The organism is Nocardiopsis ganjiahuensis DSM 45031, from assembly GCF_000341085.1.
Lineage (GTDB): Bacteria > Actinomycetota > Actinomycetes > Streptosporangiales > Streptosporangiaceae > Nocardiopsis > Nocardiopsis ganjiahuensis.
The window spans coordinates 313,382-326,011 of the sequence record NZ_ANBA01000011.1 but is presented as its reverse complement, the minus strand read 5'-3'; the positions used below and the strand labels follow the sequence as shown (position 1 = coordinate 326,011).

Below are 12,630 nucleotides of genomic sequence, written 5' to 3'. Positions count from 1 at the left end.
CCGCCGCGCACACCGCCGTCCGCGGCGTATCCGTACCCACCGACCTCTTGGAGACAGCCATGACGACGATCCCCCGCTCCGGCGCGGACGTCCTCGACCTCGCCCCGGTGATGCCCGTGGTGGTGGTCGAGGACGTCGAGCACGCCGTGCCGCTGGCCCGTGCCCTGGTGGCGGGCGGTCTGCCCGGCATCGAGGTGACCCTGCGGACCCCGGCGGCCCTGGACGCGATCGAGCGGATCGCCCAGGAGGTGCCCGAGGCCGTGGTGGGCGCGGGCACCGTCGTCAACGGCGAGCAGGCCGAGGCCGCCGCGAAGGCGGGGTCGCGCTTCCTGGTCAGCCCCGGGTGCACCCCGGCGCTGGCCCGGGCGCTGGCCGACACCGGCCTGCCCGCCCTGCCGGGGGTGGCCACGGTGTCCGAGGCGATGGCGCTGATGGAGCTGGGCCTGACCGAACTCAAGTTCTTCCCGGCGGAGGCCTCCGGCGGGGCGAGGTTCCTCAAGTCCCTCACCGGACCGCTGCCCGGGATCCGGTTCTGCCCGACCGGCGGCATCACCGCCGAGAGCGCTCCGGACTACCTCGCGCTGCCGAACGTGGGCTGCGTGGGCGGCAGCTGGCTGACCCCCGCCTCCCTGGTCGCGGAGGGGCGCTGGGACGAGGTCACCGCACTCGCCCGTGAGGCCGCGGCACTGCCCCGCTGACCTCACGCACAGGAAAATCCCTGGAAGACCTTCGGAATAATATGTAGTATTGCGCATATTTATTCCGGAGGTCTTCTCATGCTCATCCACCCGTGGGACGCGGCGGTCGACGAGGGCGAGTGGCGGGGGTGGATCGCCGAGGGGCGCGATTTCGGTCAGCTCGCCGTCAACGGGTTCGACGGCGGTCCGCCCGTGGTCGTGCCGACCCACGCGGCACCGGTTTCCGGCGCCCTCCTGGTCCACCTGGCCCGTCCGAACCCGGTGTGGCAGGCGCTGGGTGACGGCGACCCGGTCACCTTCACGGTGATCGACGACTACGCCTTCGTGCCCGGCCCCTGGCGTGCCCGGTCCGGAACGGACCCCCTCGACGGGGTCCCCACCAGCTACTACTCGGCGGTGCGGTTCACCTGCCGGGCCGAACTCGTGGACGACCCGGCCGCCAAGGCCGAGCTCCTCACCCGCCAGCTCGCCCACTTCCAGCCCGAGGGCGACCACGCCGAGGTCACCCCGGACGGCCCGCCCTACGGCCGGATGCTCTCCGGGATCCGCGGGCTGGTCCTGCACGTGGTGGAGGCCGCCGCCAAGTTCAAGTACGACGACCACCGGCCGGTGGCCCTGCGCGAGGACGTCGCCGACCGGCTCACCGGACGGGGCGGACGGGACGCCGGGGCGGCCGACCGGCAGCGGCGGCGGATCAAGGCCGTCGGCCCCTGGGAGAAGCGGGGATGATGTTGTACTTGTGAAGGATGACCCCATTGTGATTTGGGTGCATACTGCTTTCTGCCGCGCGCCGGGCCAATAAGTCTCCGGCCCGTGGCACACCCCCCTTCCAATTCCACATTGAGGTGCAGAAATGGGCATCACGGTAAATCGTACGACCGTGTTGACCGCGACCATGGCCGTCGGCCTCGCGCTCACGGCCTGTGGGAGCGACCCCGAGGACACCGCCAACGCGGTCACCCCCGCCCCCGAAGCGTCCGAGGAGATCAACCGCGCCCTGTCCTTCCAGGCGGAGACCACCTGGGGCGAGGAGTTCGACGGCGAGAGCCTGGACCAGGTGTCCGCAGTCCTCTGGTTCTGGTCCGCCGACTGTGTCGAGTGCGTCCCCCAGGCGCCCCTGGTACTGGCCGCCGCCGACAACCACGACGACATCGAGTTCCACGGGGTGGCCGGCCGCGGCGAACCCGACGACCTCCTGGACTTCGAGATGACCCACGGGCTCGACGCGATGACCAACGTCATCGACGCCGACGGCCTCATCTGGGCCGGGTTCGGGGTGATCAGCCCGCCCACGCTGGTCTTCATCAGCCCCGACGGCACCCACACCACCGTCCCGGGTGCCATGACCGAGCACGAACTGGAGATCGCCATCTCCGAGGAGCTGGGCTAGGTCGTGTTCCTTGGATCATTTCGGGTTCGCGACCACCAGGCTGCCTCTCGCTGCGCCGATATCACTAGGACAGCCAACCCCAGGCTGACCTCGTTCATCGTCTGGCGAGAGATTGCCTGGACGGCCGCTCACAGTCATCGGCGCAAGCGCCGAGCCCACCGAAAGCATCCGCGGAACACTCCCTAGCCCGCCCGCTGGTCGGAGCCGGAGGAGCGGGTGTCGACCAGGACCTGTACGCCGTCCAGGACGCGTTCCAGGCCGAAGGAGAACTCGTGCTCCGGGTCGTAGACCGCCTGGTGGGCGCTGCCGACGGCGGTGCCCACCCGGGAGGCGGTCGGGTACCGGGAGTCGTCCACGAGCGCGGCCAGCAGCGGGTCGTAGGTCCGCCACCACTGTTCGTCGTCCATCCCGGAGTCCCGGGCGACCTGTTCGGCGCCCAGGGTCTGCCGCACGGTGCTCTCCACGTAACCGTTGACCAGGTTGACCGTGGAGTCCATCTCGATCTCGCTCAGGCCCAGCCCGTCCACGGCGGAGAGCTCGTGGTCGTACTTGGCGATGAGGTTCGGGCCGAGCAGGCGCGTGGTGACGGTCTGGAGCATCCAGGGGTGGCGGATGTAGAGGGCGCGGTTGGCGTGCGCGATCCTGCGGAGGCGCTCCCGCCAGGTGCCGGAGCGGTCGTCGGCGTCCAGGTCGGCGTAGGCGGAGTCGACCATCAGGTCGATGAGCTCACCCTTGCCCGGGACGTAGGTGTACAGCGACATCGTGCCCACGCCCAGGGCCTCGGCGACCCTGCGCATCGAGAGCGCGGCGAGCCCTTCGGCGTCGGCCAGCTCGGTGGCGGCCGCCACGATCCGGTCCACGCTCAGTCCGGGCCTGCCGCGCCGGCGGCTCGCGGGTTCCTGGGTGCGCCACAGCAGGGCCAGGCTGCGCGCGGGGTCACCACTCTTGCTGTGCTGCGGGGCCATCGGTCCGTCCTGGTACTGGTTCCGTAGGGCGTACGGGTCAGTGTACGCCCGTACGGACCGGTGATCGCGGGCCCGGCCCGGGGCCGGAACCGGGGCGCCCCGGTTCCGATCCCGGAGGCCGGCGGCGGGGATCAGCCGCTGAGGTTGCGGTACCGGTGCACGCACAGGGGGGCGAACACCGCGACCAGCACCAGCGGCCAGACCACCGCCATCAGGAGCGGGTTCTGGGTGATCCAGGAGTCCCCGCCCGCCGCCGGGTTGCCGAACAGTTCCCGCGCGGCCGCCACGGTGGACGACATCGGGTTCCAGTCCGCGACCGCGCCCAGCCACACCGGCATGGTCGCGGTGGCCACGAACGCGTTGGACAGGAAACCGATCGGGAACTCCAGGGTCTGGATGACGGCGATCCCGCCCTGTCCGCGCATGAGCAGACCCACGTAGATCCCCACCCACACCAGGGCGAACCGCAGCAAAAGCAGCAGCCCGAACCCGGCCAGGGCCGCGCCCGCGCTCCCGTGCCACTGCCACCCCACGAGCATCCCGAACCCGATCAGGATGGCCAGGGTGACCGTGGACCGGAGCATGTCCGCCAGACAGCGGCCGACCACCACGGCGGAGGCGGCCATCGGCATCGAGCGGAACCGGTCGGTGACGCCTCGGACGGAGTCGGTGGTCACGGCGGTGACGGTCTCCCCGAGGCCGAACACCATGACCATCGCGAACATGCCGGGCATCAGGTACTCGGTGTAGTCCCCTCCGCCGGGCACGGACATGGCGCCGCCGAGCAGGTAGACGAACATCAGCACCATGAGGACCGGGAAGAGCAGCCCGAAGAGCAGCTCCCACGGCTGGCGCAGCCAGTGGGTGACATCGCGCCGGGCCACGGTCCAGCCGTCGGCGGCGGCCCAGCCCAGGCGGGACAGGGGTCCGGCCGGCGGTGACGGCGCCGGGAAGGCGGACGGAGCGGTGGCCGGGGCGGTGTGCGGCGTGCGGGTCCGGTCGGTGTCGTTCATCGCTGGGCCTCCGTGGTGTTCTCGTCGGGTCGGGCCGGACCGGTGGTCGCCGCGCTGTCGGGGCCGGTCAGGTGGAGGAAGACCTCGTCGAGGCTGGGGCTGCGCAGGACCACGTCCGCCACGGCCACGCCGCCCTCGTCCAGGGCGCGCACCGCCCTGGTCAGGGAGGCCGCGCGGTCGTCCACCTCGGTGCTGAGCCGCCGCTCCCGCGGGGCGGTGCGCACGGTGTGGCCGGTGGCCCCTTCTACCAGGGCGGCGGCCTCCGCCAGGGCGTGCTCGTCGCGCAGGACCACGTCGATCCGGTCCCCGCCGATCCTCGCCTTCAGCTCGGCGGGCGTGCCCTCCGCGATCACGTGGCCGGCGTCGATCACCGAGATCCGGTCGGCCAGTTGGTCGGCCTCCTCCAGGTACTGGGTGGTGAGCAGGACGGTCGTGCCCCCGTCGACGAGGTCGCGCACGGCGGACCAGACCTCGTCACGACCGCGCGGGTCGAGGCCGACGGTGGGTTCGTCGAGGAACATCACGGGCGGACTGAGGATCATTCCGGCGGCCAGGTCGAGCCTGCGGCGCATCCCGCCCGAGTAGGTGCTGACCGGGCGTTTCCCGGTCTCGGACAGGCCGAAGCGCTCCAGGAGCTCGTCGGCCCGGCGGGCGGCCGCGCGGACGCCCAGGTGGTAGAGGCGGCCGAAGAGCTCCAGGTTCTGGCGGCCGCTGAGGATCTCGTCGACGGCGGCGTTCTGGCCGACCAGCCCGATCCGGTAGCGGACCCGGGCGCCCTGGGCGGCCACGTCGTGCCCGGCCACCTCGGCGGTGCCCTCGTGCGGGCGGAGCAGGGTGGTGAGCACGCGGACCGCCGTGGACTTCCCGGCACCGTTGGGTCCGAGCAGGCCGTGGACGGTGCCCCGGCCGACCTCGAGGTCGAACCCGCGCAGGGCCCACGTGTTCTTGAACCTCCGGCCGATCCCCCTCGCGCTGATGGCGCTGGGAGTGCTGGTGGCGGCGGGCGTGACGGGGGCGCCGGCGGTGGAGCGTGCCGGTATGGGTGCGGATGCCATGGGATCCCTTCTGTTCGTACCCCGTACAGTACGGCGTACGGAGAAGGGAACGCGTGGCCTGGCCCAGATAATTCCTTATGGGCTAAAGTTTTTCTGGATCCCCTTGTGCGCGCAGGCGGATCGGCGTTCGATCGACTGCCGGACTGCCGGACTGCCGGACTGCCGGACTGCCGGACTGCCGGACTGCCGGGGCGCCCTGGCGCCGTGGCCCGTGGGTCGGGCTTCCCGGCGGGGTGTGCGGAGGGCGGCCGCAGTGGGGCAGGGGCGTTCCGCCAGGAGGGCTCAGGGGGCCGGATCCGGTGCGGCCGGGACGAAGGCGCCGGCCGCGGCGGCGTCGGCGGTGATCCGCGCGGTCCGGCGCAGATCGGCGGGGGAGACCGGCTCGCGGCTGACCAGCAGGCGGTAGTAGACCGGTGCGACCGCCGACCGCACCACCTCCTCCGGGTCGGTGCCCTCCGGGAGCTCGCCCCGGGCGATCGCCTCCGTCACCACCACGGCCGAGCGCCGGTGCCGGTCGGCCATGAAGCGGTGCAGGGCGTCGGCCACGGCCCCGGACTCGAAGGCGGCGGCGATCGCGGCGGCCGACACCTCCCGCTCGGGGGCCTCGGTGAAACCCTCCGCCACCGTCTCGGCCAGGGCCAGCAGGTCCGTGTACAGGCCACCGGTGCGAGCGGGCTCCCAGTCCTGGTCCGCCGACCAGTCCAGTGCGGCGCGCACCAGTCCGTCCACGCCGCCCCAGCGGCGGTAGACGGTGGCCTTGTGGACACCGGACCGTGCGGCCACGAGGTCGACGGTGATCGCTCCGTACCCGTGTTCGCCCAGCTCGTCGAGGGTGGCCTGGAGGACGGCGGTGGTGTTGCGCGCGGTGCGGCCGCCGGGGCGGGCGCTGCCCGGGGCGGACTCCTGAGAACTCATAACGCAACTCTAGTTGCGTTTGACGGGGAAGCGTGTCATTCTGCTAGTGCGACATCCGTCGCATCAGTCCACCTGAAGGAGGGGTTCGCCATGGGCCCGCGTCGATCGACCCTGCGTCCTCAACCGTTCCCCACCACCTTCGGGAGGCCCTGTGACCCATCCGCCAGACGCCATCGTCTGTACCGGGCTCGGCCTGACCTGGCCTGACGGCACCGTCGCGCTCTCCGGCCTGGACGCGGCCTTCAGCGCCGGACGCACCGGGCTGCTCGGCCGCAACGGCAGCGGAAAGTCCACCCTGCTCGAACTCGCTGCCGGGCGTCTCTCCCCGACCTCCGGCAGCATCAGCGTTCGAGGGGACGTCGCCCACCTCGACCAGTCGCTGACCCTGGCCACCCGTAGCACTGTCGCCGAACTGCTCGGAGTGGACCGGGTCCGTGCGGCCCTGCACGCCATCGAGGCGGGGGAGGCCACCGAAGCCAACTTCGCCGCCGTCGGCGAGGACTGGGACATCGAGGAGCGTGCTCTGGCCCAGCTCGACCGCTTCGGCGTGCTGCCCACAGGTGGCCGCTTCCCGCTGGACCGGAGGGTGGACACCCTCTCCGGGGGAGAGACGGTCCTGACCGCCCTGGCCGGGATCGCCCTGCGCCGCCCAGCCGTCACCCTGCTCGACGAACCCACCAACAACCTCGACCGGCCGGCCCGGTCCCGTCTGTACGCGGCTGTCGAGTCCTGGCCCGGCGTGCTGGTCGTGGTCAGCCACGACCGCGAGTTACTGGAACGGGTCGACCGGATCGCCGAACTCCGCGACGGCCGCCTACGCACCTGGGGAGGGAACTTCACCGCCTACACCGAGCAGCTCGCCGTCGAGCAGGAGGCCGCCCGGCGGATGGTCCGCGCCGCCGGGGCGGACGTGCGCAGGGAGAAGCGCCAGCTCGCCGAGGCGCAGGTCAAGCTGGCCCGCAGGGTCCGCTTCGGCAAGAAGAAGTACGACACCAAACGCGAGCCGCGCGTCATCATGAACCAGCGCAGGCGCGAGGCCCAGGTCTCGGCGGGCAAGCACCGGATCATGCAGGAGGAGAAACTCGCCGAGGCCCGGCAGGACCTCGGCCGCGCCGAGGACGCGGTGCGTGACGACGCCGCCATCCGGATCTCTCTGCCCGGTACCGAGGTCCCGGCCGGACACGACGTCCTGGAGCTGACCCGCTCGGAACGGGGCCTGTCGGAGGAGAATCCACCGGAACGGGAGGAGGGGGCACTGCGTGATCCGGAACCACCGCGCGAGACGGAACCGGGTGAGGCGTCGGGCGGCCCCGCGGCGACCGGTACCGGCCCGGGACCGGGCCCGGGAGAGGCCGCCGTGCGGGCGGCGGGCGGGCGGCTGTACCTGCGCGGCCCCGAACGGGTGGCCCTGACCGGCCCGAACGGATCGGGCAAGACCACCCTTCTGCGCATGATCGTCGATCAGGCGGCCGGACACACCCGGGAGGCGGTCGCCCACGGCCCGCCCGTGCGGGTCGCGCACGTCACCGGCCGGATCGGCTACCTGCCGCAACGGCTGGACGTCCTGGACGACGGGCTGAGCGTGCTCGACAACCTGCGCTCCGCCGCACCCTCTGCCGACACCCGGACCATCCGGGCGGGCCTGGCCCGGTTCCTGGTCCGAGGCGACCGGGTGAACCAGTCGGCGGCCGACCTCTCCGGCGGTGAGCGCTTCCGGGTCTGCCTGGCCCGCCTGCTGCTCGCGGACGTGCCACCGCGCCTGCTGATCCTGGACGAGCCCACCAACAACCTGGACCTGGACAGCCAACGCCGGCTCGCCGAGGCCCTCAACGCCTACCGGGGCGCACTGCTCGTGGTCAGCCACGACCACGTGTTCCTCAGGGAGATCGGGGTGACCCGGCACTGGGCGCTCACCAGAGGCGCCCCGCCCGAGGAGGTGCCCCGCGGGTGAAGCAGCGTACGTTCTCCCGCAGCGCGGCGTACGTCAAGAGGGCAGCCCTCCTGAGGGGGCCTCAGGCGGGTTTGGCGGGGCAGCCCTCCAGGTGGTCGTCGACCAGGCCGGTGGCCTGGAGGTACGAGTAGACGATGGTGCTGCCCACGAAGTTGAACCCGCGCTTCTTGAGGTCCTTGCTCAGCCGGTCCGACAGGTCGGTGGTCACCGGGACCTCCTCCGGGGCGGTCCAGTGGTTGACGATCGGCGTGCCCTCGACCCAGCCCCACAGATAGGCGTCGAAGCTGCCGAACTCCTGGCGGATCCGCTGGAAGGCCTGGGCGTTGCGTACGGCGGAGGCGACCTTGAGGCGGTTGCGGACGATGCCGGGGTCGGCGAGGAGGCGTTCCGTTTCGGCCTGCCCGTAGGAAGCGATCCGCTCGAAGTCGAAACCGTCCATCGCGCGCCGGTAGTTCTCGCGTTTGTTCAGCACCGTGGACCAGGACAGTCCGGCCTGGGCCCCCTCCAGGACGAGCATCTCGAACAGGTACCCGTCGCCGTGCGAGGGGCGCCCCCACTCGGTGTCGTGATAGCAGGTCATCAGCTCGGAGGCGTTCCGGGCCCAGGCGCAGCGGGAGGCGTCGGTGTCGGTCACGGGGTGCTCCTCGGCGGGGTGGTTCGGACGGGTGTACCCATCGTCCCGGATCCCTGTGACGGTCCGCGGACCAGCGGTGGGACACTCTGAGTCACAGCGGGGGACGAAAACACGTTGTGGGGGCGGGTGAGCCGGGAAAGGATGGGACGGTGACAGACACAGACACAGCCCCCGGACCACAGCGCCCCGCCGGACCCGGGGTGCGCCTGGTGGAGATGACCGAACCCGTGCTCGCCGCACTTGCCGAAGGGGACCGGGAGACGGCCGGTGTGCTGGTCGGCACCGAGCTGGGAGAGCACTTCGCCAGTGAGGAGATGCTCTGGCTGAGCAAGTACCGCCTCGGCCAGCTCCGGGCGGTTCCCAGCCGGGCGGGCTGGCTGGCCAACGTGGTCGTGGACGCCGACGGCGGCTGGGCGGTGGGCCACGCGGGTTTCCACGGTCCGCCGGACGAGCGCCGCATGGTGGAGATCGGCTACTCGGTGGTGCCGGAGCTGCGCCGCCGCGGATACGCGCGGGCCACCCTGGTCGAACTGCTCCGCCGGGCCGACGCCTCGCCCGAGGTCGCCACGGTGCGGGCCTCGATCAGTCCGGACAACAAGGCCTCGCTCGCGACCATCGCCGGCTTCGGTTTCGAGTGGGTGGGCGAGCAGTGGGACGAGATCGACGGGCTGGAGTACATCCACGAGCGCTGCTCGCCCCGGCCGGGGTCGGGCCTTGAGGCTTCGGGAACCCCTGGGGTAGCTTGATGTCAAGATAAATGGTCGGTGCCCACCCCGCACCGGCCGCACCCGGATCCGGCACCCCAGCGTCTCCACCCCCCGACCCCCCGGAGGAGCAAGCACGTGAGCGCCCTCGAGATCACCGGCCTCAGACGCGTCTACCAGCGCAAGAGGGGTGATCCGCTGGAGGCGCTGCGCGGGATCGACCTGGTCGTCCCCGAGGGCGAGGTCCACGGCCTGCTCGGCCCCAACGGCGCGGGCAAGACCACCCTGTGCAAGATCGTCTCCACGGTCCTGCTGCCCACCTCGGGCACCGTCCGGGTGCTGGGGCACGACGTGGTCACCGACACCGCCGGGGTGAAGAGCTCGCTCGGGATCGTCTTCGGCGGTGACAAGGGCGCCTACGACCGGCTCACCGCACGCCAGAACCTCACCTTCTGGGCCTCCGTCTACGGGATCACCGGTACCCGGCGCCGCCGCAGGGTCGGGGAGCTCCTGGAGCGGGTGGGCCTGGCAGAGCGGGCCGAGGAGGTGGTCGGCGGGTTCTCCCGGGGCATGAAGCAGCGCCTGCACCTGGCCCGCGGCCTGGTCTCCGACCCCGGCGTGCTCATCCTGGACGAGCCCACCGTCGGCATGGACCCGGTGGCCGCCCGCGACTTCCGCGCACTGGTCGGCGAACTGCGCGGCGGCGGCACCACCATCCTCATGACCACGCACGACATGGCCGAGGCGGCGGCGCTCAGCGACCGCGTCTCGCTCATCGACCAGGGCAGGCTGGTGATGACCGAGACCCCGGAGACCGTCGGCGACCTGGTCTCCGCCTACGAGCGCGTGGACGCCCGCGGTGTTCCGGAGCGGGTGCGCGAGCAGCTCGCCGTGCTGCCGGGGGTGGTCTCGGTGACCGGTACCGGGGGCGGTCTGACCCGGGTGGAGACCGAGGCCCCGGAGGCCACCCTCGCGGTGCAGCGGGCCCTGGTCGACGCCGAGGTCCGCGACGTCTCCCTCAGCCGCCCCACGCTGGAGGAGGTCTACCTCCACCTGGTCGGCGGACGCGGGATGGGAGTGGATCCGTGAGGCGCCTGCTCGGCGGGTTCACCCTCGGCCTCGGGTTCCAGCTCCGGGCGATGGTGCGCAGCGCGGACACCTACTTCGCCCTGGTCGGCGCGCCCTTGACCACGGTCGTCCTGATGTCGATGATGCTCTACTCCGGCCGCACCGACCTGGCCTCCTACGCCGTGGTCGCACCCACGCTGATGTCGCTGTGGACCGCCGGACTGATGTTCGCCGGGGAGATGATCAGCGAGGACCGGGAGAACGGCCGCCTGGAGCCCCTGCTGGCCTCGCCCGTCTCCCTGCCGTCGCTGGTGTTCGGCCGCCTGTGCGGGGCGATGTTCATCTCGCTGCCCGCGTTCGCCCTGGCCATCGTGACCGCCGGCCTGGTGTTCGGGGTCTGGATCACCATCCACCACCCGGTGGTGTTCGTCCTCGCGGTACTGGCCACCTCCCTGGCCACGGCGGCCACCGTCACCGCCCTGTCCGCGGTGTTCATCGTCGCCCCGGGCGCGCGGATCGTGCAGAACTCCCTGTCCATGCCGGTGTTCCTGCTGGCCGGGGTGATGGTGCCGGTGGCGCTCTTCCCCGTCTGGCTGGAGGGGGCGAGCCGGGTCCTCTACCTGTCCTGGGGTGCGGACCTGTTCCGGGACGCCCTCGAACCCGCTCCGGTGGAGGCGGTCGCGCTCCGGCTCCTCACGATGGCGGCCCTGGGGGCGGCCGCCCTGGCCTTCGGCTCCCTCACGCTCGTCCGCTTCCTCCGGCGCGCCCGCGCCGAGGGCACCCTGTCCCGCGTCTGATGAGGGGAAGAACCGTGATCACACCCGTCCAGGCGGCGCGCACCGTGCGCCATGCCGCGGTCATCGCCCGCGCCGACCTGGGAGTCGTGTACAGCTGGAGGACCTGGCTCTTCGGCTGGCTGATCCGGCTGCTCTGCCAGATGGTCTTCTACAGCCTCGTGGGGGTGCTGGTGGGCGACCCCGAGTACACGGTGCACATCGTCCTCGGCGCCGCCGTCATGACCTGTGTGGCCGAGACGATGCTGGCCACCGCGTCCACCTGCTGGGACAGGCACCAGGGCACCATGGGCCTGCTGACCGCCTCCCCGGTCGAGCCCGGGGTGTTCTACTTCGGCCGCAGCCTCCAGTGGCCCGCATCGGCGACCGCGACCACGTCGATCGCGCTGCTGGCGGTCCCGCCGTTCTTCGGGATCGCCTGGGAGTGGCACCAGGTGCCGGTCCTGGTCGGGATCGTCGTGCTGACCTGCCTGTCCACCTACTGCATGACGATGCTCGTCGCCTCGTTCGCCCTGGTCCTCTCCGAGGCGCGCAACATCATCAGCGCCATCAGCACCACCTGCGTGATCGCGATCAGCGGCGCGATGGTGCCGGTGGAGTTCTGGCCGGTCCCGGTCCAGTGGATCGCCCAGGCCCTCCCGGTCACCCACGGCCTGGCGGCGGTGCGGGCGGTGGAGGCGGGCGCGCCCGCCTCCGCGGTCCTGGCCTCGGTGGGGCTGATGCTCCTGGCCGCGGCGTGCTGGCTGTCGCTGGCCCTGGTGTCCTTCCGCCAGGTGTTCGCCAGGGCCCGCACGGGCAACGGGGCGCTGGACTGATGGGGGACTACCGACCGCTCCCGGAGGAGGCGGTACGGCTGCTCGCCTCGGTCGGGGCGCCGCCCCGCCTGGTGGCGCACGGCGAACTGGTCCACGACACCGCGGCGGAGATCCTGGCCTGGCTGCGCCGGGCCCATCCCGACCTGCGGGTGGACACCGAGGCCGTGCGCTTCGGCGCGGCCCTGCACGACGTCGGCAAGGCCCGGCACACCGGCGAGCTGACCGGACCCGGCCACCGGCACGAGGTGGCGGGGGAGCGGATGCTCCGGGACCGGGGCGTGCCGCCGGACCTGGCCCGGTTCTGTGCCACGCACGGCGACTGGTCGGCGCCGGGCCGTGCGCTGGAGGACCTGTTGGTCAGCCTGGCCGACAAGGTGTGGAAGGGGGCCCGGGTGGCGGGACTGGAACTGGCGGTGACGCGCCGGATCGCCGAGACGGCGGGCGAACCCGAGTGGGAGGTCTACATGGGCCTGGACGACGAGCTCAGGGTGCTGGCCGAGCGGGCCGACGAGCGCCTGGCCCACCAGGCCCGCCACCCGGTGGTCCCGCCCGGGACGGCGGCCGGGGAGTAGACGCGGTTCCCGCGTGTTCGACCGCGAAGGCCGTCCGGGGTTCCCCACCCCTTCCC

At 72.1% G+C, this 12,630-nt stretch carries 14 protein-coding genes; 9 read left to right on the top strand and 5 right to left on the bottom strand.

Annotated elements, in window-relative coordinates; all coding sequences use genetic code 11:
- The first annotated feature begins 59 nt into the window (after positions 1–59).
- The 3 genes from eda to D458_RS0116615 all read left to right on the top strand — a co-directional run bounded on the left by eda (position 60) and on the right by D458_RS0116615 (position 2,088).
- Positions 60–698 carry a bifunctional 4-hydroxy-2-oxoglutarate aldolase/2-dehydro-3-deoxy-phosphogluconate aldolase gene (eda, locus tag D458_RS0116625; RefSeq protein ID WP_017587884.1) on the top strand — a complete coding sequence of 213 codons (639 nt, stop codon included), beginning with the start codon at positions 60–62 and terminating at the stop codon, positions 696–698.
- 78 nt (positions 699–776) lie between these two features.
- Entirely contained in the window at positions 777–1,427 is a 651-nt protein-coding gene (locus D458_RS0116620) for an FMN-binding negative transcriptional regulator (RefSeq protein ID WP_017587883.1), read from the top strand.
- 151 nt (positions 1,428–1,578) lie between these two features.
- Positions 1,579–2,088, top strand: coding sequence for a thioredoxin domain-containing protein (locus D458_RS0116615; protein WP_239647971.1), 510 nt, complete (start codon positions 1,579–1,581; stop codon positions 2,086–2,088).
- A gap of 182 nt (positions 2,089–2,270) precedes the next feature.
- Here D458_RS0116615 and D458_RS0116610 read toward each other — a convergent pair whose 3' ends face one another.
- From D458_RS0116610 to D458_RS0116595, 4 genes are all read right to left on the bottom strand, one after another.
- Positions 2,271–3,053 carry a TetR/AcrR family transcriptional regulator gene (locus D458_RS0116610; RefSeq protein ID WP_017587881.1) on the bottom strand — a complete coding sequence of 261 codons (783 nt, stop codon included), beginning with the start codon at positions 3,051–3,053 and terminating at the stop codon, positions 2,271–2,273.
- A 131-nt stretch (positions 3,054–3,184) separates the two neighbouring features.
- Complete coding sequence (locus D458_RS0116605) at positions 3,185–4,066, bottom strand: ABC transporter permease (protein WP_017587880.1); 882 nt, start codon at positions 4,064–4,066, stop codon at positions 3,185–3,187.
- Complete coding sequence (locus D458_RS0116600; protein WP_017587879.1) at positions 4,063–5,121, bottom strand: ATP-binding cassette domain-containing protein; 1,059 nt, start codon at positions 5,119–5,121, stop codon at positions 4,063–4,065. The genes D458_RS0116605 and D458_RS0116600 overlap by 4 nt, the downstream gene beginning before the upstream one ends.
- A 282-nt stretch (positions 5,122–5,403) precedes the next feature.
- Complete coding sequence (locus D458_RS0116595) at positions 5,404–6,036, bottom strand: TetR/AcrR family transcriptional regulator (protein WP_017587878.1); 633 nt, start codon at positions 6,034–6,036, stop codon at positions 5,404–5,406.
- A 151-nt stretch (positions 6,037–6,187) separates the two neighbouring features.
- On the opposite strand from D458_RS0116595, the gene D458_RS0116590 reads away from it, so the two are divergent.
- Positions 6,188–7,987 (top strand): ABC-F family ATP-binding cassette domain-containing protein, encoded by a 1,800-nt coding sequence (locus D458_RS0116590; RefSeq protein ID WP_017587877.1) that lies wholly within the window; start codon positions 6,188–6,190, stop codon positions 7,985–7,987.
- A gap of 61 nt (positions 7,988–8,048) precedes the next feature.
- Here D458_RS0116590 and D458_RS0116585 read toward each other — a convergent pair whose 3' ends face one another.
- Positions 8,049–8,621 (bottom strand): DNA-3-methyladenine glycosylase I, encoded by a 573-nt coding sequence (locus tag D458_RS0116585; RefSeq protein WP_017587876.1) that lies wholly within the window; start codon positions 8,619–8,621, stop codon positions 8,049–8,051.
- A 149-nt stretch (positions 8,622–8,770) separates the two neighbouring features.
- Here D458_RS0116585 and D458_RS0116580 point away from each other — a divergent pair, with 149 nt between their 5' ends.
- From D458_RS0116580 to D458_RS37960, 5 genes are all read left to right on the top strand, one after another.
- Positions 8,771–9,367: a GNAT family N-acetyltransferase gene (locus D458_RS0116580; protein WP_239647970.1), complete on the top strand. Its 597-nt coding sequence runs from the start codon at positions 8,771–8,773 to the stop codon at positions 9,365–9,367.
- A 96-nt stretch (positions 9,368–9,463) separates the two neighbouring features.
- Entirely contained in the window at positions 9,464–10,414 is a 951-nt protein-coding gene (locus D458_RS0116575) for an ABC transporter ATP-binding protein (protein ID WP_017587874.1), read from the top strand.
- Entirely contained in the window at positions 10,411–11,190 is a 780-nt protein-coding gene (locus D458_RS0116570) for an ABC transporter permease (RefSeq protein WP_017587873.1), read from the top strand. The genes D458_RS0116575 and D458_RS0116570 overlap by 4 nt, the downstream gene beginning before the upstream one ends.
- Before the next feature lie 14 nt (positions 11,191–11,204).
- A complete protein-coding gene (locus D458_RS0116565) occupies positions 11,205–12,002 on the top strand; it encodes an ABC transporter permease (RefSeq protein ID WP_017587872.1) in 798 nt (265 codons plus the stop codon).
- Entirely contained in the window at positions 12,002–12,574 is a 573-nt protein-coding gene (locus D458_RS37960) for an HD domain-containing protein (protein WP_017587871.1), read from the top strand. The genes D458_RS0116565 and D458_RS37960 overlap by 1 nt, the downstream gene beginning before the upstream one ends.
- Positions 12,575–12,630: the final 56 nt, after the last annotated feature.

Coding starts and splice junctions, on each gene's coding strand:
- eda (WP_017587884.1), top strand. CDS start 60: ATGACGACGATCCCCCGCTCCGGCGCGGACGTCCTCGACCTCGCCCCG.
- D458_RS0116620 (WP_017587883.1), top strand. CDS start 777: ATGCTCATCCACCCGTGGGACGCGGCGGTCGACGAGGGCGAGTGGCGG.
- D458_RS0116610 (WP_017587881.1), bottom strand. CDS start 3,053: ATGGCCCCGCAGCACAGCAAGAGTGGTGACCCCGCGCGCAGCCTGGCC.
- D458_RS0116605 (WP_017587880.1), bottom strand. CDS start 4,066: ATGAACGACACCGACCGGACCCGCACGCCGCACACCGCCCCGGCCACC.
- D458_RS0116600 (WP_017587879.1), bottom strand. CDS start 5,121: ATGGCATCCGCACCCATACCGGCACGCTCCACCGCCGGCGCCCCCGTC.
- D458_RS0116595 (WP_017587878.1), bottom strand. CDS start 6,036: ATGAGTTCTCAGGAGTCCGCCCCGGGCAGCGCCCGCCCCGGCGGCCGC.
- D458_RS37960 (WP_017587871.1), top strand. CDS start 12,002: ATGGGGGACTACCGACCGCTCCCGGAGGAGGCGGTACGGCTGCTCGCC.